Origin of the sequence: Acinetobacter sp. NIPH1876 (genome assembly GCF_022808535.1) — a bacterium.
GTDB lineage: Bacteria > Pseudomonadota > Gammaproteobacteria > Pseudomonadales > Moraxellaceae > Acinetobacter > Acinetobacter higginsii.
The window spans coordinates 130,685-152,014 of the sequence record NZ_JALGBR010000004.1 but is presented as its reverse complement, the minus strand read 5'-3'; the positions used below and the strand labels follow the sequence as shown (position 1 = coordinate 152,014).

General features: G+C 42.3%; 18 protein-coding genes. 8 read left to right on the top strand and 10 right to left on the bottom strand.

Annotated elements, in window-relative coordinates; genetic code table 11:
• The first annotated feature begins 23 nt into the window (after nt 1-23).
• Together hutG and MN869_RS05920 are read left to right on the top strand one after the other, a co-directional pair.
• On the top strand, nt 24-944 hold the full coding sequence (gene hutG, locus MN869_RS05925) for a formimidoylglutamase (protein WP_005204519.1): 921 nt from the start codon (nt 24-26) through the stop codon (nt 942-944).
• Nucleotides 945-976: 32 nt separating this feature from the next.
• Nucleotides 977-2,248, top strand: coding sequence for a Glu/Leu/Phe/Val dehydrogenase (locus MN869_RS05920; RefSeq protein WP_004654197.1), 1,272 nt, complete (start codon nt 977-979; stop codon nt 2,246-2,248).
• Nucleotides 2,249-2,311: 63 nt separating this feature from the next.
• Here MN869_RS05920 and MN869_RS05915 read toward each other — a convergent pair whose 3' ends face one another.
• Together MN869_RS05915 and MN869_RS05910 are read right to left on the bottom strand one after the other, a co-directional pair.
• On the bottom strand, nt 2,312-3,139 hold the full coding sequence (locus tag MN869_RS05915; RefSeq protein WP_033134060.1) for an NAD(P)-dependent oxidoreductase: 828 nt from the start codon (nt 3,137-3,139) through the stop codon (nt 2,312-2,314).
• Between the two features lie 37 nt (nt 3,140-3,176).
• On the bottom strand, nt 3,177-3,893 hold the full coding sequence (locus MN869_RS05910; protein WP_033134059.1) for an enoyl-CoA hydratase/isomerase family protein: 717 nt from the start codon (nt 3,891-3,893) through the stop codon (nt 3,177-3,179).
• Nucleotides 3,894-4,012: 119 nt separating this feature from the next.
• Between MN869_RS05910 and MN869_RS05905 the strand changes: the two genes are divergently transcribed.
• Entirely contained in the window at nt 4,013-5,095 is a 1,083-nt protein-coding gene (locus MN869_RS05905) for an AraC family transcriptional regulator (protein WP_033134058.1), read from the top strand.
• Here the strand turns inward: MN869_RS05905 and MN869_RS05900 are convergent.
• Genes MN869_RS05900 through MN869_RS05890 form a run of 4 tightly spaced genes read right to left on the bottom strand, consistent with a single transcriptional unit; the run spans nt 5,056 to nt 9,128 of the window.
• The gene (locus MN869_RS05900; protein ID WP_033134072.1) at nt 5,056-6,486 is read right to left on the bottom strand and encodes a PLP-dependent aminotransferase family protein; all 1,431 of its coding nucleotides are present in this window, start codon (nt 6,484-6,486) and stop codon (nt 5,056-5,058) included. The genes MN869_RS05905 and MN869_RS05900 overlap by 40 nt on opposite strands.
• A gap of 60 nt (nt 6,487-6,546) precedes the next feature.
• A complete protein-coding gene (locus MN869_RS20385; protein WP_004654187.1) occupies nt 6,547-6,669 on the bottom strand; it encodes a hypothetical protein in 123 nt (40 codons plus the stop codon).
• 13 nt (nt 6,670-6,682) lie between these two features.
• Entirely contained in the window at nt 6,683-7,687 is a 1,005-nt protein-coding gene (gene cydB / locus MN869_RS05895; RefSeq protein WP_004806263.1) for a cytochrome d ubiquinol oxidase subunit II, read from the bottom strand.
• Entirely contained in the window at nt 7,680-9,128 is a 1,449-nt protein-coding gene (locus tag MN869_RS05890) for a cytochrome ubiquinol oxidase subunit I (protein WP_033134057.1), read from the bottom strand. The genes cydB and MN869_RS05890 overlap by 8 nt, the downstream gene beginning before the upstream one ends.
• Nucleotides 9,129-9,491: 363 nt before the next feature.
• On the opposite strand from MN869_RS05890, the gene MN869_RS05885 reads away from it, so the two are divergent.
• The 5 genes from MN869_RS05885 (at nt 9,492) to MN869_RS05865 (ending at nt 15,026) form a co-directional block, all read left to right on the top strand.
• On the top strand, nt 9,492-10,310 hold the full coding sequence (locus MN869_RS05885) for a hypothetical protein (protein ID WP_241272597.1): 819 nt from the start codon (nt 9,492-9,494) through the stop codon (nt 10,308-10,310).
• 43 nt (nt 10,311-10,353) lie between these two features.
• Nucleotides 10,354-10,527 carry a cbb3-type cytochrome oxidase assembly protein gene (locus tag MN869_RS05880; protein WP_016164067.1) on the top strand — a complete coding sequence of 58 codons (174 nt, stop codon included), beginning with the start codon at nt 10,354-10,356 and terminating at the stop codon, nt 10,525-10,527.
• Between the two features lie 228 nt (nt 10,528-10,755).
• Nucleotides 10,756-13,164, top strand: a complete 2,409-nt coding sequence (locus MN869_RS05875) for an FdhF/YdeP family oxidoreductase (RefSeq protein ID WP_162180592.1) — start codon at nt 10,756-10,758, stop codon at nt 13,162-13,164.
• Nucleotides 13,165-13,212: 48 nt separating this feature from the next.
• Nucleotides 13,213-14,001: a formate dehydrogenase accessory sulfurtransferase FdhD gene (gene fdhD / locus MN869_RS05870; protein ID WP_033134055.1), complete on the top strand. Its 789-nt coding sequence runs from the start codon at nt 13,213-13,215 to the stop codon at nt 13,999-14,001.
• Between the two features lie 83 nt (nt 14,002-14,084).
• Complete coding sequence (locus MN869_RS05865) at nt 14,085-15,026, top strand: Dyp-type peroxidase (protein WP_033134054.1); 942 nt, start codon at nt 14,085-14,087, stop codon at nt 15,024-15,026.
• A 45-nt stretch (nt 15,027-15,071) separates the two neighbouring features.
• Here the strand turns inward: MN869_RS05865 and MN869_RS05860 are convergent, their stop codons facing one another.
• The 4 genes from MN869_RS05860 to MN869_RS05845 form a co-directional block, all read right to left on the bottom strand.
• On the bottom strand, nt 15,072-15,467 hold the full coding sequence (locus MN869_RS05860; protein WP_033134053.1) for a thioesterase family protein: 396 nt from the start codon (nt 15,465-15,467) through the stop codon (nt 15,072-15,074).
• A gap of 84 nt (nt 15,468-15,551) precedes the next feature.
• Nucleotides 15,552-16,952, bottom strand: coding sequence for an AdeC/AdeK/OprM family multidrug efflux complex outer membrane factor (adeC, locus tag MN869_RS05855; protein WP_033134052.1), 1,401 nt, complete (start codon nt 16,950-16,952; stop codon nt 15,552-15,554).
• A 79-nt stretch (nt 16,953-17,031) separates the two neighbouring features.
• Nucleotides 17,032-20,142: an efflux RND transporter permease subunit gene (locus MN869_RS05850; RefSeq protein WP_033134051.1), complete on the bottom strand. Its 3,111-nt coding sequence runs from the start codon at nt 20,140-20,142 to the stop codon at nt 17,032-17,034.
• Complete coding sequence (locus MN869_RS05845) at nt 20,142-21,287, bottom strand: AdeA/AdeI family multidrug efflux RND transporter periplasmic adaptor subunit (protein ID WP_033134070.1); 1,146 nt, start codon at nt 21,285-21,287, stop codon at nt 20,142-20,144. The genes MN869_RS05850 and MN869_RS05845 overlap by 1 nt, the downstream gene beginning before the upstream one ends.
• Nucleotides 21,288-21,330 lie beyond the last annotated feature (43 nt).

Here is a 21,330-nt window from a genome sequence, read left to right as displayed (position 1 = left end):
ATTTTTAAAGGACGCTAGACATAATGAATCATTCATTTACATGGCAGGGGCGTAAAGATGGTGAGGGTGCTGAACACTTAAGGATTCACCAAGTCGTCAATACCACACCACGAGCTGATTATGCCTTGATTGGCTTTAGCTCGGATGAGGGCGTTAAGCGTAACAAAGGGCGCTTGGGTGCAGCAGATGCACCTGACAGTATTCGTGCGCAATTGGCTAATTTACCTGTGCATCAACCAGTCACGATTACCGATATTGGCACAGTGGTATGTGACGGCTCCAAACTGGAACAAGCACAGGCTGAATTGGCTGAACAAGTTGAAAGAAGCCTCAAACAGGGCATGAAGCCGATTGTGTTAGGCGGTGGCCATGAGGTGGCTTTTGGTAGCTTCTCAGGTCTGTTTCAATATCTGCAAAATCATGAGCCGAATAAGAAGATCGGCATCATCAATTTCGATGCACATTTCGACTTGCGTGAAGCTGAACAGGTGACTTCTGGCACACCTTTTTTAAATGCAGCAAAACTGTCTGAACAGCATCAACAAGAATTTAATTATTTGTGCATTGGCGTAGCGAAACATTCAAACACCAAGGTTTTATTTGAAACCGCAGATCGGCTGAATTGTACTTATATTTACGATTATGAGTTGCAGCAACAAAATGTTGAAACTTTAATCGAAAAGTTGACAGCTTTTACCGGAAAAGTTGACTATTTGTATATTACAGTTGATCTTGATGTATTTAGTGCTAGCATTGCGCCAGGTGTAAGCGCACCTGCGGTTAAAGGGATTGATTTATCCGTCTTTGACCCATTACTAGAGGCCATTAAGGAAACCGGAAAGATTAAAGTTTTTGATGTGGCGGAATGTAATCCACGGTTTGATTTGGATAGTAGAACTGCCAAATTAGCCGCTTATATAATTTTTAACTACATATTTGATTGATGGATCATGTGAATTCATCAAAAGGTTAAAACATGTCTAATTTATCTTATGTCTCTCAAAATGACGGTCCATGGGCAACTTATCTTGAACAGATCGAGCGTGTTGCTCCATATCTAGATGGTTTAGAAGACTATGTGGACACATTGAAGCGCCCAAAACGTGCTTTGATTGTCGACGTGCCAATTGTTATGGACGATGGCACAATTCGTCATTTTGAAGGTTATCGTGTACAACACAACTTGTCACGTGGTCCGGGTAAAGGCGGTATTCGCTATCACCCAGATGTAGATTTAAATGAAGTAATGGCTCTTTCAGCATGGATGACAATTAAAACTGCGGTGGTAAATTTACCATTCGGCGGTGCAAAAGGTGGCATTCGTGTTGATCCGCGTCAACTTTCACCACGTGAATTAGAACGTTTAACACGTCGTTATACCAGTGAAATCAGCCATATCATTGGCCCACAAAAAGATATCCCTGCCCCAGACGTGGGGACTAATCCAAACGTAATGGGTTGGATCATGGATACCTATTCATCTGGTCAAGGTCATACGGTGACGGGTGTTGTAACAGGTAAACCGGTACACCTCGGTGGTTCTCTTGGTCGTATTAAAGCAACAGGCCGTGGTGTATTTATCACAGGTCAACAAGTTGCTGAAAAAATCAAATTACCTTTAGACGGTGCGAAAATTGCGGTTCAAGGTTTTGGTAACGTCGGTAGCGAAGCTGCATATTTGTTTGCAGACTCGAAATCGATCATCGTGACGATTCAAGATCACACAGGTACGATTTTCAACCCTGAAGGGATCGATCTTGCTGCATTAAAAACTCACATGGAAACTCACCAAGGTGTGGGTGGCTTTGCTGGTGCGCAAGTGATCAGTGATGAAGAGTTCTGGAATGTAGAGATGGATATTTTGATCCCTGCTGCATTGGAAAGCCAAATCACAGTTGAACGTGCTCAAAAATTAACTGCGAAGTTAGTGCTTGAAGGCGCGAACGGCCCAACATTCCCTGAAGCGGATGATGTTTTGGTTCAACGTGGTATTACGGTTGTTCCTGACGTGATCTGTAATGCGGGTGGTGTAACCGTATCTTACTTCGAATGGGTTCAAGATATGTCGAGCTACTTCTGGTCTGAAGAAGAAATTAATGAAAGACTGGATAAGTTGATGATTCAAGCCATTAACGATGTATGGCACAAATCAAGCGAAAAAGAATGTACTTTACGTACAGCAGCCTTCATTTTAGGTTGTGAGCGTATCTTAAAAGCACGTAAAGAGCGTGGTATTTTCCCAGGCTAATTTTAGCTGTGCTTTTGAAACGACCTTAAGGTGTAAACTTTAAGGTCGTTTTTTATTGCTGAATCAATCCAGAAAGAAATCTTTTTGTAGCTGGGTGTTGCCACTGACACAGGCATACTGAGCGAAATCAGTGATCCCGATCCGTGCCAGTGCTTGTTCATCTGTGAGGCTTTGTCCCGTTAGTTCACCTTTGACCGTACTGTAAATTGCAAAAGCAGCGTCCGCCATGATCTCCGGTTTACGACTCAATTGACGCGTATTTTCCTCACCTAGGTTCTTCGAAACTGCTGCTGTAGCGATATAGGTTTCAGGCCATAGCGTATTACAGGAAATACCATAGTGACGGAACTCTTCTGCCATACCTAGCGTCAGAATCGTCATACCATATTTAGATAAGGCATAAGGCGAGAGCATACCCAACCATTTTGGTGACATATTTACAGGTGGCGATAAGCTTAAAATATGCGGATCTTTTGCTTGTTTGAGATAGGGTAAAGCGGCCTGTGCACAAATAAAGGTTGCACGGTGGTTAATGGTTTGGATCAGGTCATATTGTTTTAATGAAGTGGCTTCGACACCTGTGAGTGCAATCGCACCTGCATTATTTATTAATACATCAATACCACCAAAGTTCTTGGCTGCTTGTTGCATGGCAGCATGAATCTGCTGTTCATCTCGTACATCTAACAGTAAGGGCAGTGCTTTGCCACCAGCAGCTTCAATTTCTTCGGCGACGCTATAAATTGTGCCTGTTAATTTTGCTGTTTCCACTTCAGTTTTTGCCGCAATAACAACATTTGCCCCAGCTTGTGCTGCTTTCAGCGCGATGGCTCGGCCAATTCCGCGGCTGCCACCAGTAATAAAAATGGTTTTTCCTTGCATATTACTCATGTCAATGTCCTATATTCGAGTTGTTATAAAAGCTGATTTAAATCATAAACGGATGTGAAAATTTTTCTGGATTGTATAGCTGTCGTTGTTTGGCAATCTCAACAATGCGATGGCGTAACTGACGTTTGATTACAGCATAGGTCAGACGATGCTTTTGTGACATCTCCTCAGCAAACTTAAATACCTCTGTATTTAATGATTCGGCAGGATGAATCTGATGGACCACTTGTGCGTCTAAGCACTCAATCCCTGTCATGGATTTTCCTGTTAAGGACATCTCCCAGATCGCATGTTGATTGGGAAGGAGTTGCACAATTTCTGCAATACAGTCAGTAAAAGGAATGGTCAGTTTGACTTCGGGGAAGCAAAAGCGTCCCTTATCTGCCCGCATCAAGCGGAAGTCACATGCAGATGCCAAGATTGCACCACCTGCATAAGCATTGCCATTAATCTCAGCAATCACTGGTATGTTGAGTAAGGCCAAACGCAGTAGCATATTTTCCAGTTCTAAGGTAAAAGCTTTTTTATCTTGCATGGATTGCTGCATTAACCAAGCGAGGTCTAAGCCATTGCAAAATGTTTTAGGATGGTCGCTTTGAATGACTAGGCAAGCATTATGCGAATGACGCTCGATTTCATCAAAGATCTCGATATATTCATTTAGCACATCTTGATTTAAGACATTGTCCTGATCGCCATTGGTTAATGTCAAAACATAAATGGACTGCTGTTGATCAAGCCTCATGGTGGTCATTGAAGCGCTTCCTCATTCTGCGATGGTTGATTGATTGCAGTCATTATTTCGAATAAAACACTCGCACAATAGGTGTGACTATGCCATATTGATGATCATTTTAGGACAGTGGATGTGCGATGCGAGATCCTTTTGGATTGTTTCAAGAAACCATCTCGGTTTCTTATGCACATTTATTATTAGAAATTGTGCATGATTATACCATTGATATTGAAACAGTTTTATCTGGCACAGGATTGGTGCTGGCAGAAATGAAACAAGCTGATGCCAAAATGAGTGCCCATCAATGGTCAAAGCTGGTGGTGAATGCTTTAAGGCTGACGGGGAATCCACGGCTTGGGATTGAATATGGTTTTAAATTACGTCCCACTTCGCATGGAGCCTTAGGTTTTGCATTTCTGAGCTGTACGGATGTTGAAACTGCATTAACGTTGTGCCAGCAGTATTTCTGTACACGAATCCAAAACTTTACCCCTGAATCGTATATTGATGAAGACTTTGTCTATGTTTATTTGGATGGTGTACATCCTGTTAAATTTGGCAATGAGCAGCAATCTGATCAATTACGGCAGTTTATGATTGAAAGTTTGCTCTTTGGGGCGATTCATTTTTTAGCTTTGTTTTCTGAAAAAATTGTTGAACGTTGTGAGGTCTTTGTTGATTGGGCCGATGCACAGAATTATAAACGTATCGATTTATCTCAGATCAAGATTCATTTTAATCAGCAACGCAATGGCCTACGCTTCCCCAAGCAATATCTGCATTGTAAAAATCCAAATGCAGATCAAGTCGCATTCCAACAGGCATTATTGTATTGCGAAAATGACAAATTGAAGTTACTCAAAGAATCGACGCGCGACCTGCAGAAAAGCATTCGTTCTGAGTTGTTGTATCGAGCTGGCAATACTTATCCGACATTAGCGTTGATTGCACAGCGGTTGAATATGTCTGAACGAACCATCAAACGACATTTACAAGCACAAGGGACCACTTTCTTGCAGATTTTAGCTGAGGTACGTTTTAGTCAAGCCAAGAAGTTACTGCAACAGCCACAATATAGTATTCAGGATATTGCAGCTCTGGTGGGTTATGAAGAAGCCACAAATTTTATTCGCGCCTTTAAAAAGATGTTTGGGGAAACACCGAGTCAGTATCGGAAAGGCTATTTGTCCAAGGCCGATTCATCCGACATCGCCAACTGAACCGTTACAATAAAAAGTTCTAGCGAATGCTGAATCTGTTCTGTCCATTCAAAGGAACAATTCATACGAATAAAATGTTGATGTGAGGGCAACACATTAAATAAAGGGCTTGGCGCAACTCCGATCTGATGTTGAATCAGCTGCTCATAGATTTGCATACTGCTGACTTTGTCTGGTAACTGAATCCAGAGAAAATAGCCACTTGGATAGTTATAGACCTTACAGTCTTTCGGTAGATGTTGTTTGAGATATTGAAAGAATTGTTTTTTATTCTTTTCCAGAGCCCGTCTAAGCGTTCTTAGATGCTTTTCATAATGATGATGGGAGAGAAACTCCACCAGCGCATTCTGGATCAGCGCATTGGCTGAAATGGTGCTCATCAATTGCAAATGCTGAATATGTTCGGAAAATTTGCCAGCATAGACCCATCCCATACGGAACCCCGAACCCAAGGTTTTGGAAAAAGAAGAGCAGTGCAACACCAGATTTTGCTGATCGAAATACTTCATGGGTAACGGCTTTTGATTGCCGTAAAACAGTTCTTCATAAACATCATCTTCGATCAAATGAATTTGATGTTCATGCAACAGCTTGGCAATTTTATATTTGATCTCATCGCTGACGGTAAAGCCAATCGGGTTATGTGCGTTCAACATGAACCAGCAGACTTTGATCGGATAGTTTTTAATGACTTGTTCAAAAGCTTCAATATCAAAGCCATGTTGTGGATGTTCTGGGAGGGTAATCACCTTGAGTCCCAAACGTTCAGCTGCCTGCCATGCGCCATAGAAGATGGTTTGCTGCAATAAAATATAATCGCCTGGTTGAGTAATCGCTTGCAGGGAGAGATTTAAAGCTTCTAAACCACCAGATGTAATGACAATGTCATCTGCATCGGTTGGAATCCCTTGCATACAATAGCGTTGCGCGATGAGTTTTCTGAGGGCTAAATTTCCAGGCGGCAGGTTGGTGGTCTGATCATAACTATGGCGATTGCGGGAAAGTTGCCCCATGATCTGAATCAGTTTGGGTGGATAGAGTAACTGACTATCTGGAAATGCAGAACCTAGTGGGCTGACCTGTTTGGATTGAATCGACTTCAGGTATTTAAACACCAAGGAGTTAATTTCAATTTTGGGGTTTAAAGAGACCACCGAATAAGCTTGTGGAATTTGGATATTATTTTGCTCAGCGACAAAATAACCTGACTTTTCTTTTGAATAAATCAATCCTTGCGCTTCCAGTTCTTGGTAAGCGTTCATTACGGTAATTAAGCTAAACCCTGATCGTTGCACTTGCTCACGTAAAGAAGGAAGTTTGCTGTGCGGTTGCCATGATCCATTTTCAATGAGAAGTTTCAGGTTGTGCGCTAATTGTTCTGATTTATACATAAAGTAAAGTGAATCCATCTTGATGGAACAGCTTGGTATGCAAGCTGCTCCATCTCTTTTTTAATAAGCAAACATCAATAACAGTCTAAATAGGCCTGCAATGATGGCGAGTGCAAAAAATCCAAGTAACCACAGTATTATAAACCATTGAGTTTGGCTTAAATGCAGAGATTTAATTTTCATGCAAAGCTGCTCCTTAGTGATAACCCGTATCTCCAACCCGTACTTTATCTCTAAACACCCAGTACGACAGGATGGTATAGGCGATAATGATTGGGATGAGAATTACTGCACCAACCAGTGCAAATTTCTGGCTAGAATGCGGTGCGGCCGCTTCCCAAATCGTGACCGATGGTGGAATGATATTCGGCCAAAGGCTGATCACAAATCCAGTAAAGGCCAAGAACACGAGTGCCAAGGTATAGATAAAAGGTTTAAAGTCCTGACGCTCTTTACAAGCTTTTAAAATCAAGAATGTAAACAGTAGTACTAAGATGGGCACAGGACTAAAATACAGCAGATTCGGCAAGGCAAACCAACGCGCTGCAATTTCAGGATGGGTCAGTGGGGTATAGAGACTGACACCTGCAAAAACCACAAATAGCAGCATGATCAGTTTAGGCATCAGTGCATACATCTGATCTCGTAGCTCATGGTCGGTTTTCATAATCAACCAGCCACAACCGAGCGCTGCATACATGGCAACTACACCCAACCCGGTAAATAAGGCGAAAGGAGTGAACCAATCTAAACCTGAACCAGAGAAAATACCATTGGTGGTTTGGATGCCTTGAATATAAGCGCCTAAAATCACGCCTTGCAGAAAGCTGGATAGAATTGAACCCCAAATAAAGGCCTGATCCCATAAATGCTTGGTGCGATTGGCCTTAAAACGAAACTCAAAGGCAACACCACGAAAAATCAGTGCAATTACCATCAGGGTAATCGGCATATATAAGGCTGAAAGAACGGTTGAATAGACCAATGGGAAGGCCGCAAACAAACCTGCACCACCAAGCACCATCCATGTTTCATTACCATCCCAGACCGGTGCGACAGTATTCATCATCACATCACGTTCTTCACGGCTTTTGATGAAAGGGAACAGAATGCCAATACCGAGATCAAAACCATCCAAAATGACATAGATCAATACACCAAGACCGATAATGCCGACCCAAATCAGAGATAAATCAATCATGGCGGTTCTCCTCTTTGGTCTGGTCTTGTTGGTCAATGCTTTCATCGACCGCACTTAATGGACGCATTGGGGTCTTGAAGTGACCATGGCCAGCTGGCTCAAGATCAATCGCTTCAATAAATTCAGGACCTTTTTTCAATAGTTTCAGCATGTAGTAAATACCGCTACCAAACACGATGGCATAGACCACCACGAAAATGATCAAACTGATACCGACTTGATCGGCAGTCACGGTATGCGACAAACCATCTTTGGTACGCATCACCCCATAAATTACCCAAGGTTGACGGCCAACTTCGGTCGTCACCCATCCCGCCAGTAAGGCGACATAGCCTGTAGGCCCCATGACAAAAGCGAATTTATGAAACCAAGATGATCCATAAAGCTTGCCTTTTTTACGCAGCCATAAGGCAACGAAAGAGAGCAGTACCATTAACATGCCAAGTCCGACCATGACACGGAAACTCCAAAACACAATGGTTGAGTTTGGTCGGTCTTCTGGGGCGAAGTCTTTTAAGCCTTTGACTGTACCATCCATAGAATGAGTCAAAATCAGACTGCCTAGATTTGGAATCGCAATTGCGTATTTGGTACGTTCTTCTTGCATATCTGGAATGCCAAATAAGTACAGTGGCATTCCTTCATCATAATTGGTCTCCCAATGACCTTCCATTGCGGCCAATTTTGCCGGCTGATGCTTCAAGGTATTTAAGCCATGATTATCACCAATCACCACTTGCAAGCAGGAAGTGACCAGCACCATCCAAAGCCCCATTGAAAATGATTTTTTGATCAGTTCATCACGACGCCCTTTGATCAGATGCCATGCAGCAGTACCCACCACCAGTAAGGAAGACACTAAAAATGCTGCAGCGGCCATATGCGCAAAGCGATAAGGGAAGGAGGGATTAAATACGATCGCCCACCAATCGGTTGGCACAATAATACCATTCTCGATTGCAAAACCTTGCGGCGTCTGCATCCAACTGTTGGAGGATAGAATCCAGAACATGGAAATACAGGTGCCGATGGCAACCATCAAGGTGGCAAAGAAATGGGCTTTGGGGCTGACTCGTCCCCAACCGAACAGCATGATGCCCAAGAAGCCCGCTTCTAAGAAGAAAGCACTCAATACTTCATAAGTGAGCAAAGGGCCAGTTACGCTTCCCGCAATACGGGAAAATTCACTCCAGTTGGTACCAAACTGGTAGCTCATCACCACGCCAGATACCACACCCATCCCAAAGGCCACCGCAAAGATTTTGATCCAGAATTTGAATAAATCTTTATAAATGGGGTTTTGAGTACGTAGCCATTTCCATTCCAGCATGGCAAGAAAACAGGCGAGACCAATCGAGGTGGCGGGAAAGATAATGTGAAATGAAACAGTAAATGCAAACTGTATTCGGGCTAATTCTAAAGCAGTGAGACCGAGATCCATATATCCTCTCCTATAACAGACCAGCAAAAGCAGTCGCTAGGAAAATGTGAAAGAATGGACTTAAATGTTTGAAAATAAGCAGAACCTGAAAAAGCTGCGGTTTGGATATTTAAAAGCGATTTAAGTTTTATTCATCATCTAATCTTCTGTTGTATATGAGTAGGTACAATTTCTTTTTGTTTTTTTATAACAGATGGGGTGTCCATAAATGATCTGTTATATTTTTTTAGCGAAACTCTGTAGCTATTCAGTTGTTTGTACCTGATTCAAAATAGCATCAAGCAACGATGCAGTGTGTTAAATATTGATCAAGCATTGTAAGTCGTTTGAATGACACTAATTCGGACTGAATGGCGTATGACTATGTTTATCACGAAAGAACTTAATGCGTTGACTCAGCTTTTTCAAAGTAAAGTGCCTTCGCAAGCAGTACAACAACAGCTAAGTCTTGAATATGTAAATCTTGAAGCAACCTTATTAAGAGGCAAGGTATTGAGAGATTTTTCTAAGGAGAAGGTCGCTTATATTGCTCAAGCTGAAATAGTGGAAAATGACAATAATCTCGCCTATTTATTTGCACCATTTATGATTGCCAATTTAAATCAGCCAGTGATTTATACCACGCCAGTCTCGTCCTCTGTACTTAAGATATTGAATCAATACTATCAAGCCGATAAAAGCGTCAATCTTAAAATCGAAGATGTGATTCATAGCCTCAAGCTATATATCGAGCTGGTCGATGATGCAAAAGCAGAGCAAGATTTTCTGTTCCGTTGTTTAGTCAAGGCACTGTGTCGTACAGATGTTTTTCATATTTTTTTGGTCACGCATTTATCCTTAGATCAGCAACAGATTCAGATCCTAGAAGAGTATTTTGATGTAAAAATTGATGTGATTGATGCTGATCGTAGGCCAAGCATGCTCAATGATGAATTGATTAATACGCGCAAGCTGCTATTTAAAAACAAAGATGAAGCACACAAAAGCTTATGTACTTTGTTTTCCAGTCTTAATGCAAATCTAGTCGCGAAGATTGGTCAGTTTAGCCCAGCCCAAGCGGCTCATTTAATCGAGGATATGTTCTATTCGGAACATATTTTTGAAAAGTTATCGGTCTATGCCGAATACATGCAAACCCGTATTCAAAATGGCGCTAGTTTTAAGGCTTTATCCACCATGTAATTGTTATGAATTAAGTTTTAGTCTTTCAATAGGAGCAGAGCTCATGTCTCAACAGCAATCAAAATTCCCATACCTTGCGGTTGGAATCAGTATTTTATTGGGGTGTTTATTCTTAGTCTTTTTCTTTCTGGCTGTGAGTAATCAACCCGATTATATGCCATCGCAACAGAAGCAGAATGCTGCCCATGTACAATCAACAGTTCAAGCGAATAAATAACTGATATTTTTCTTATCCGAAGCTTGTTTTTTTCTCTCTTACTGGTGATTTTGAGCACTTGCCAGTAAGTTTTTTTTATTTTGGGCTTGGTTGTAATTGTTAAAATCAAGAGAGATTTTAACGCTCTAATTGATCGAATGAGACAAATCAAGAATAGAAAAGAAGCACAATTCATGTTAATCCTATCTGTAGTAAATGTTAAAAAATAGCTCAGATGAGGGCAACATGATGGATAACTCAGAACAAACCATTCATAAGCAAGAAAATACCAGTTTTGCCAGAATTGAACCCTATACCCAACCCGCAGGTGGATGGGGCGCATTACTGAGTGTCGCCCGAAACCTAAAAAGGCAAGATATTTTAAAAAAAGGTTCAATCACCTTACTCAATATTAATCAGCCGACTGGTTTTGACTGTCCGGGCTGTGCATGGCCTGAGAAGAAAGATGCGCATGCCTTTAACTTCTGTGAAAACGGTGCCAAGGCTGTGGCTTTCGAAGCAACCAGTAAAACGGTAACACCTGAATTTTTTGCACAGCATACCGTGAGCTGGCTCGCTGAACAGAATGATTTCTATCTGGAAGATTTAGGTCGTTTAACTGACCCGATGCGTTATGACCCAGTCTCGGATAAATATGTACCGATTTCTTGGGATGAAGCTTTTCAGTTAATTGCCAAACATCTACAGGCGCTTGATCATCCTGATCAAGCGGCATTTTATACCTCTGGTCGTGCCAGCAATGAAGCGGCTTTTTTGTACCAATTATTTGTCCGCAGCTTCGGGACCAATAATTTTCCAGACTGTTCCAATATGTGCCACGAAACCACCAGTGTTGGCTTAAAAGATGCGATTGGTTTGGGTAAGGGCACGGTCATTTTGGATGATTTCGATCAAGCAGATGCTATTTTTAGCTTTGGGCATAATCCAGGCACCAATCATCCACGGATGTTGGCAACCTTAAGAGAGGTTTCGCGTCGTGGGGGTAATATTGTTGCCATTAATCCTATTAAAGAGCGTGGTTTAGAGCGTTTTCAAGACCCACAAGCGCCGCTAGAAATGATGACCAATGGCAGTACTCCAATCAGCCGTTATTATTTCCAGCCCAAAATTGGAGGGGATTATGCCCTGATGTTTGGGGTGATGAAGCATTTACTGGAATGGGATAAAAAGGCACTTGCGAAAGGGAAAGCAAGCGTTTTTGATCGTAGCTTCATTGAAATGAATACCATTGGTTTTGATGAGATGCTGGCGGAGATAAATCGTACTGAATGGTCTGAAATTCATAAACATACTGGACTTTCACCTGAGCATTTAGAATCGATTGCCAAGATGTATCTGGATGCAAAAACGGCTATTTTTTGTTGGGGGATGGGTATTACCCAACACCGTCATGGTACAGCCAATATTCATATGTTGGCGAACTTGATGCTGGCACGAGGACATATTGGTCGTCCAGGGGCTGGTCTTTGTCCAGTGCGTGGGCACAGTAATGTGCAAGGCGACCGAACCATGGGAATTAATGAAAACCCAAGTGATGCCTTGCTAGATAGTATTGATCGGGTATTTGGCATCAAGTCACCGCGTAAACATGGTTTTGGTGTGGTGGATACCATTAAGGCGATGTATGAAGGTGATGTAAAAGTCTTTATTGGTTTGGGCGGAAACTTTGCGGTCGCAACGCCTGATACACCTTATACCCAAGAAGCGTTACGCCGTTGTAACTTAACCGTTAACATTACCACCAAGTTGAATCGTAGCCATCTGGTCTGTGGCAAAGATGCGTTGATGCTACCTTGCTTAGGGCGTACCGAAGTAGATATGCAAGTGCATGGCGCACAAGCAATTTCGGTGGAAGATTCGATGTCGAATGTGCATCTTTCAGCAGGACGTAATCCACCGATCTCTGAAAATATCTTGTCTGAACCTGATATTGTGGCGCGTATGGCAGAAGCAGCATTGCCTGAAAGTAAGGTGAAATGGCGTTGGTATATCGAAAGTTATGACCGTATCCGTGATTCGATTGCCGATGTTTTTGATGAATTTCATGATTTCAATCAACGGGTCTATCAACCAAGTGGTTTCCATTTGGAGCATCCTGCCAATCAGCATGTCTGGAATACACCAAGTGGTAAAGCCCAGTTCTTGATTACACCACTGGCCGAAGTTTACGAAGATAAAGAAAATCAATATGCGGCTGCTTATAGTGAACAGCAGGTGTATACCTTGATGACCACTCGTTCGCATGACCAGTACAACACCACGTTATATGGTTTGGATGACCGTTATCGCGGTGTATTCGGGCAACGCCGTGTGTTGTTTATGAATCAAACCGATATTGATGCAGCAGGCTTTGAAGCAGACCAATGGGTTGATATTGAGAGTGTATTCTCGGATGGTGTGAAACGGATTGTACATAGTTTCCGTATCGTACCGTATAACATTCCACAAGGTAGTCTGGCGGCTTATTATCCAGAAACCAATCCCTTAGTGGCTTTGGGTAGCCATGACAAATACGCCAAAATTCCGGCGTCTAAAAGCATCCCTGTGATTTTGCATGCAGGTAATGCACCAGCACATTTTAATTTGAATGTTGAAGTTGACCCTGAGCATGCCAATGAACGCGTCAGTAGTGCATAACGGATAGGAATCTATTTTTTTCGAATCAGTGATGCAAATGAGGTAAGTGTGGACACAAAAACACGAGGTTATGAAACGATGCAAGTGCATCGTTTCCATCGCGAGATTTCTGAAAATGAACTGGATTATATTGTTCAGGAGTATCCTGTTGCCTTAATTTATAATGGTATTTCGCATGCCGTCATGATGGCAACACCATCGGATCTAGAGGTCTTTGCCAAAGGCTTTAGTCTCTCGGAAGGAATATTACAAAATTTAAGCGAGCTGTATTCACTCGATATTCGTCAAAATGAACTGGGGGTTGAAGTGGATATGACTATTTCATCCCGTGCTTTCATGGCTCTAAAAGCACATCGACGTATGATGGTTGGGCGTACAGGTTGTGGCTTATGTGGTATTGAAAGTCTAAAGCAACTCTATGCAAATCTACCAGCGGTCAGTACCCATATTTCTTCAACATGGTTAAGCCAAATTCCAAATGCAATTGCCCAATTAAAAGTCAGACAAAAAATCAGTGAGCTCACTGGTGGAGCACACGCTGCAGCATGGGTGGTGAAAGGGCAGATCGTAGCATTATTTGAAGATGTTGGTCGGCATAATGCCTTGGATAAATTATTGGGCTACTTGGCTGAACAGAAAATGGATGTGGCGGAGGGTTTTGTGGTGATGACCAGCCGTGCCAGTTATGAGTTGATCCGTAAATGTGTGCAATCCAATATTGCTCTATTGGCGACCATTTCTGCACCCACCAGTATGGCCATTGAGATGGCAAAACAATTAAATCTCACCTTAGCCAGTTTTTGTCGCGGTGAGAGCTTTGTTTTATATACCGAATAATGGTAAAAATTTGTGATTAGGTCGATATCTAATGCATTGATTTGTGTAGGATATGAGCATTAAGTTTTTTATTCTAAAATATTATGAATACACCTTTAAGACCTCAGCCTGTAATCAATAATCTTTCAGGTGAGAATGCATTATTTATTGTGCTTGGAATCAATAGCAATCCTGATCATTCAGGGGTAATTGATTTTCTTGCGAATTTTTCCGCATTGGTACGCAGTCTGACCAATCGTTTTCCGAATAGTAATTTTAGTGCCTCTGTAGGGATTGGTTCGAATGCCTGGGACTTACTGTTTCCTGAGTTAAATAAACCGAAAGAGCTTGCGCCATTTCAGGAAATCAAAGGGCCAAAATATACCGCCGTTGCAACAGCTGGGGATTTGTTTTTTCATATTCGCGCCAATCAAATGGCGATCTGCTATGAACTTGCCTCGATTTTGCATGAGCAACTCAAAGAGGATACCTATCCAATTAGCGAGACCAAAGGCTTTCGTTACTTTGATGGTCGTGCCATTCTTGGTTTTGTGGATGGTACAGAGAATCCTGAGCATGAAATTGCCAAAGAAATTGCCTATGTCGGTTCAGAAGATGCTGAGTTCTTAGGTGGCAGTTATGTATTTATTCAAAAGTATTTACATAATATGGAAATGTGGAAGGGCTTAACTACAGAAGAACAGGAAAAAGTGATTGGTCGAAAGAAATATGATGATGTCGAGCTGGGCGATGACGTTAAACCGCAAAGTGCACATAATGTCGCAAGTAAGGCACATGATGCGGACGGGAACGAACTTAAAATTTTAAGAGCCAATATGCCATTTTCCAATCCAACAGAAGGGGAGTATGGCACCTTCTTTATTGGCTATTCACGTTCTTTTAATATCACCAAAACTATGCTTGAGAATATGTTCTTGGGTAAAGAAACTGGACATGTCGATCGTTTACTTGATTTTAGTACCGCAGTTTCGGGCAGCTTATTTTTTGTACCAACCTTTGATTTTCTCGAAGATTTAGGCGAGTAAGGATGATCCGCTGAAATGAATGCGTTTATTTCAGCGGGAAATTGTTTATGGGGAAATCAGATATTGCTGTAATAGGACACGGAACTGATCTGGGATACGACCTGATTTTTGCGTGCTGAAATCGAAATACACTTGAACCGCTTTGCCACGTGCAACACAGTGCTCATTTTGCCAAGCTTCATGCGCCACAATAAAAGAAGAATTGCCGATATGCTCAATCCATGTTTTGACCTCGATATCAGCGCCGTAATAGATTTGTGCAACAAAATCGACTTCCACCCGAGCGAGAATCAAAGGCAGATTTTTGATTTCCATACTTGGGTTGAATAAGCGAAAAACAGGTTCACGTGCAGTTTCAAACCAGCCTGTAATGACAGTATTGTTGATATGTCCAAAAGCATCAGTTTCATAGAATCTGGGTGTAATCGAAAGTGTAAACATAGATCAACTGTTATTTTTCATTTAAAGCTCAATACTATAAGGGCTGAATATGTAAAAATCAGCCCCAATAACAGACTTAAGCGTTTATGAATGCTGAGATAGCCCACCACCTAAAGCTTTATACAATTCAATCTGATTATTCAACTTGCTTTGTTCAAGCATCAGTAAGCCTTGTTGTGCTGCATAAGCAGAACGTTGTGCATCCAACACGGTCAGATAACTATCAATCCCCGCTCTAAATCGAGCCGTAGATAATTTATAAGTGGTCTCAGTGGCAGAGACCAAACGACGTTGTGCTGCTAAACGCTCGTCAATATGGGCATGTGCAGCCAACGCATCATTGACCTCACGAAAAGCGGATTGAATGGCTTTTTCATAATCTGCCAGTGCAATTTGTTGTTCAGTTTCTGAAATTTTAATATTGGCTTTACGCGTCCCCCAATCGAAAATAGGCAGGTCGATACTTGGCCCAATTGACCAAGAAAAACCACCTGATTTAAATAAATCTTTAAGATCTGTCGATGCATAGCCAACTGGACCTGTCAGGCTAATCGTAGGGAACATACGTGCTTTGGCTGCACCAATATTGGCTCCAGCAGCACGTAATTGATATTCAGCAGCTTTCAGATCTGGGCGGTTATTCAGTAAATCACTACTTAAGCCCGTTGCCAAGCTGCGTTCAACACTAATCGTTTTTACGGCTTGATTCGGCAGGAGATTTTGAGGAACCGATTGACCAGCCAATAGATCCAGTAAGTTTTGTGCTTGTGCCACTTGAGTCTTATAGGCGGCAACATCATTTCTTGCAGTTTCAACCGATATCTGTGCTTGACGCAGCGGAACCTCGCTATCAATTCCGACATCAAAACGTTTTTTATTCAGATGATAGGAATCGAGCTGTGCTTTTAAGGTCTGCTCAGCCAGATTTAAATTGGCTTTTGCATAGGCATAATCTAACCAAGCTTGTGAGACTTGGCCGACTAAACTGATCTGTGAGGCTTCTCTTGCACTCTGGGTTGCAAAGTAATTATTTAAGGCCACATCTTTTAAGCTTTTGACTCGGCCCCAAAAATCCAGTTCATAAGCCGTCATTCCTAGTCCAACTTGAAAAGTTGAATAAGGATTGTTTGGGTTCGCAGATGGATTCACCTGTCGAACAGCACTGCCATTTGCTCCAATAGTAGGTAACTGGTCATTTTTACTGATCTGATATTGCTGTTGTGCACGCTGAATATTGAGTGTTGCAGTACGTAAATCACGGTTGTTATTTAAGCTGATTTCAATCACTTGTAATAGGCGTGTGTCGGCAAAGAACTGTTTATAGCCCTGAGTTGCAATTGAGTTGCCTGTGTTTGCGAGGGCAAAATTTTGTGGAATATCCGATTTGATCGCAGGTTTTGGTGCCTGCAGATTCATACATGCGGTTAAGGCAATCGAAAGTGTAGAGACAAGCAGGCCACGAGATAAGACAGTCGCTTTAGACATGGTCTTCTCCAAATAAGATGAGGATAAATACTGAGGAGGAGTCAGAGGAAACCCATTGATTCCCTCTGCTCTATGTCATTTAAGATGGATTTTTTTGTTTCGATGAAAACAGCTTTTCAACTGCACCCAGAATGAAAATAAAGAACACTGGGACAAAGAAAATTGCCAGAATCGTCGCTGAAATCATGCCGCCAAATACACCTGTACCTAAGGCATGCTGTGTTTCTGAACTTGCCCCTGAGGCGATGACCAATGGAATGACACCACAAGTAAAGGCTAAGGAGGTCATCAGAATCGGGCGTAAACGAAGTTTGGCTGCGGCAACGGTGGCCTCGACTAAACTCATGCCTTCTTCTTTCAGCATCTTGGCAAATTCAACAATCAAAATCGCGTTCTTTGCAGATAAACCAATAATGGTAATCAGACCAATTTTAAAGAACACATCATTCATTAAGCCACGAGACATAATCGCAACCACAGCGCCAAAAATACCCAATGGGACCACCAGCATCACTGAAAGCGGAATTGCCCAACTTTCATAAAGTGCAGCGAGTACGAGGAATACCACTAGCATAGAAAGGGCCAGCAGGAATGCCATCTGAGATTCAGATTGTTTTTCCTGCAAGGAAATACCTGTCCATTCATAACCAATGCCTTTTGGCAATTTGGCAATCAGGTGCTCCATTTCACGCATAGCATCGCCTGATGAGGTATCAAAATTCGGGATACCTGCAATACTTAACGATGGGCGACCGTTATAGCGGTTATATTGCTGGGGTGCTTTATTCCATTGCGGTGTCACCACTTCAGACAGAGAAACCAACTGCCCATTTGAACCCATCACTTTCAGATTCAAAATATCTTTGAGTTGCATACGTGATTTGGCATCGACCTGAACGATCACTTGTTGCATACGTCCCTGATTTGGGAAATCGTTGATATACATCGAACCCATTGAAGTTGAAATAATGTCGGAAACATCAGAGAACTTCACACCCAGAACATTCAATTTTGCACGGTCAATTTTTAAAGAAATATTGTCGCCTTGCGGTAAGCCTTCATTCCAGACCATATAGAACTTTTTGTTCTTGGCAGCCATTTCCATGAGCTGGTCTTGTGCAGCTAAAAGTACAGGCATGCCCAAGTTGGCACGGTCTTGCAAGCGTAAGCTAAAGCCTGAAAAAGTCCCAAGTTCATCAATGGCAGGAGGTAGTACCGCCATTGTTGCACCTTCTTTACTATGTGCCATCGTGGCATTAACCGCATTGGTCATTTCAGTTGCTGTCGAAGTACGGTCTTTAAAGTCGGTTAATGTGGTAAAAGCCACAGCCACGTTTTGACCTGCACCACTAAAGCCCCAACCCATGATGGTCGTGTTACTTTTAACATTTGGATTGTCTTTTAGACTGCTTTCAAATTCATTGACCACACCTCGCGTTCTTTCAGCAGTGGCGTCCGATGGCAATTGGAACGACGTCAGGAACCAGCCTTGGTCTTCTTCTGGCATAAATGCTGTAGGCCAATACTTCATACCTGCAAAGGTAAGGCCTGTAATCACTACAAAGATCACCATCATTGGAATAGTATGTTTAATCACTTTAAGCAGGATCAATTCATACTTTTTAGTGACTTTGTCGAAGCTGCGATCAAACCATGCAAAAAAGCCTTTCTTCTGATGATGGCCATCAATTGGTTTAAGAATCGTGGCACACAATGCAGGCGTTAAGATTAATGCCAATAATGCTGAGAACAGAATTGAGACTGACATGGTTAAGGTAAATTGTTGATAAATAATACCGACCGAACCACTGGCAAAGGCCATCGGTAGGAACACCGCTGCCAAGACTAAGGTAATCCCAATAATCGGACTGGTAATTTCCTTCATAGCCTTGGAAGTTGCTTCTTTTGGAGGAAGCCCTTCAGTCGCCATAATTCGTTCAACGTTTTCGACCACCACAATCGCATCATCGACGATGATACCAATCGCAAGTACCATACCAAACATGGTCAGTACGTTAATCGAGAAACCTGCTAGTAGCATCACCGCAAATGTACCGAGTAGCGCAATCGGTGCAACAATCGCTGGAATTAAGGTATAACGAACATTATGCAAGAATAAATACATGACAATGAAAACCAGTACCATGGCTTCAAGTAAGGTATGAATCACTTTTTCAATCGAAATTTTGACAAAAGGTGCGGTGTCATAAGGAATACTGAAGTGCATGCCTTCAGGTAAGTTGAGTTTTAATTCCTCAATTTTTGCTCTTACACCTTCCGCTGTTTTGACAGCATTTGCACCAGGACTGAGCTGAATCGCAGCAGCCGTTGCAGGTTTGCCATCTTCTAAAATCGCAAAGTTATAGGCCTGTGAACCCATTTCAACTTCAGCCACATCAGAAAGTTTAATCACGCTGCCGCTGGTTTTACTTTTTAGGCTGATATTTTTAAATTGTTCAACATCGCCTAATTGACCTTGTGCCGATAGTGGGACAGTAATCAATTGACCCTTTGCTGCAGGGAGATCACCTAATCGTCCTGGTGCGATCTCGACGTTATTTTCACGGATAGCATTATTAACGTCACTAATTGATAAACCATAAGACACCAGTTTATTGGGATCAACCCAAATACGCATGGCTTTTTCAGCACCGAAGGATTGAACTTTACCAACACCTTCAACACGTTTCAGTTCTTCGACCACGTTACGGACCAAATAATCACTCAGATCAACTTCGGAATACTGTCCATTGGGTGAGTTGATTCCGACCAACATCAAGAATCCCGATGACGATGCCTCAACCTGCAAGCCTTGTTGACGAACTACTTGCGGTAAACGTGCTTCAATGGCTTTGATTTTGTTTTGTACATCAACCTGTGCCATATCCACATCTGTACCCGGTTTAAAGGTCGCAGAAATCTCTGCAGTACCTGAGGTATCAGTAGTTGAGCTATAGTACAGTAGATTTTTCACCCCTGACATTTCACGCTCAATCAAGGTAACTACACTGTCATTAATGGTCTTGGGTGTAGCACCTGGATAAGTCGCACTAATATTGACTTGTGGTGGTGCAACACTTGGAAAGCGGGCAATCGGCAATTTCGGAATACTGAGTACCCCAAATAAAATAATGAAAATCGCAATCACCCATGCGAAGACAGGGCGGCGAATGAAGAATTGTGACATCATCATTGAGCTCCTTGTGTTGCAGGTACTTTCCACATGCTTATTTCAAGTTTTTGATTCGGCTGAATACGATCAACACCTTCTACAACGATTTTATCGCCTGTTTTAAGGCCTTTATTGGCGATGTAGAACTGATCATATTGTTGTCCCAGTTCAATCGGGCGAATATCTGCGGAACCTTTGGCATTGATCACATAGACTTGCGGGTCGCCATTGATATTGCGTTGAATTGCTTGAGCTGGGACAAGCAAAGCTTGAGGCACTGAAGCGCGGTCGATATTGACGCGGACATACATGCCTGGGAGGAGTTTTCGTTCAGGATTCTGAACTTCGATACGGATGGTGACATCACCTGTTTCAGGGTCAACATTAATGTCCTCAAATAGCATTTTGGCAGTGACGTTATACGCTTGACCATGGCTATTAGAAATACGTACAGTTTTTTCATTATTGGCAGACAACTCACCACTTTGTAGCGCAGCTTGCAAACGTTCGTATTCACTAATCGACTGTTTTACATCAACATAGACTTTATCGATCTGCTGTACCGTTGCCATAGTATTGGCATCACCTTGGCTGACCAATGCACCTTCAGTGACAAAAGACTGTCCGATCCGACCTGAAATTGGTGCGCGTACCGTGGCGTATTGCAAATTCAAGTTTTGACGCGTAAGCAGGGCCTTCATTTGCGCAACATCAGCCAAAGCTTGACGATATTCGGCTTGCGCATTACTGACTTCTTGTTTACTGATGGCATTGCTTGGCAGTAATTGTTCATAGCGTTCTAATTGAACTTTTAAACGGACCACTTCAGCTTCGGCCTTATTGAGAGAGGCTTGGTTACTATTCACATCAGCCTGAAAAGTTTCCGCGTTAATTTTATAAAGTGCTTGACCTGCTTTAACTTCACTGCCTTGTTTAAATAGCACTTTTTCAATAATGCCACCGACTTGTGGGCGAATTTCAGCAGTTCGGAAAGCCTGTACCCGTGCTGGCAAGTTTTCGCTAAAGTTCACCGATTGCGGCTGAATATTTAAAACGCTCACTTTGGCAGGGGGTGTTTCTGCTGGCTTTGCCTCCTCAGAACCACAGCCTTGTAGAACAAGTCCGATAGATAAAAATAATGGAAGTAATAGATGCTTTTGCATTCTGTCCAAACCTTGGGAGTTTTTGATGCTGGCATTATTTTCG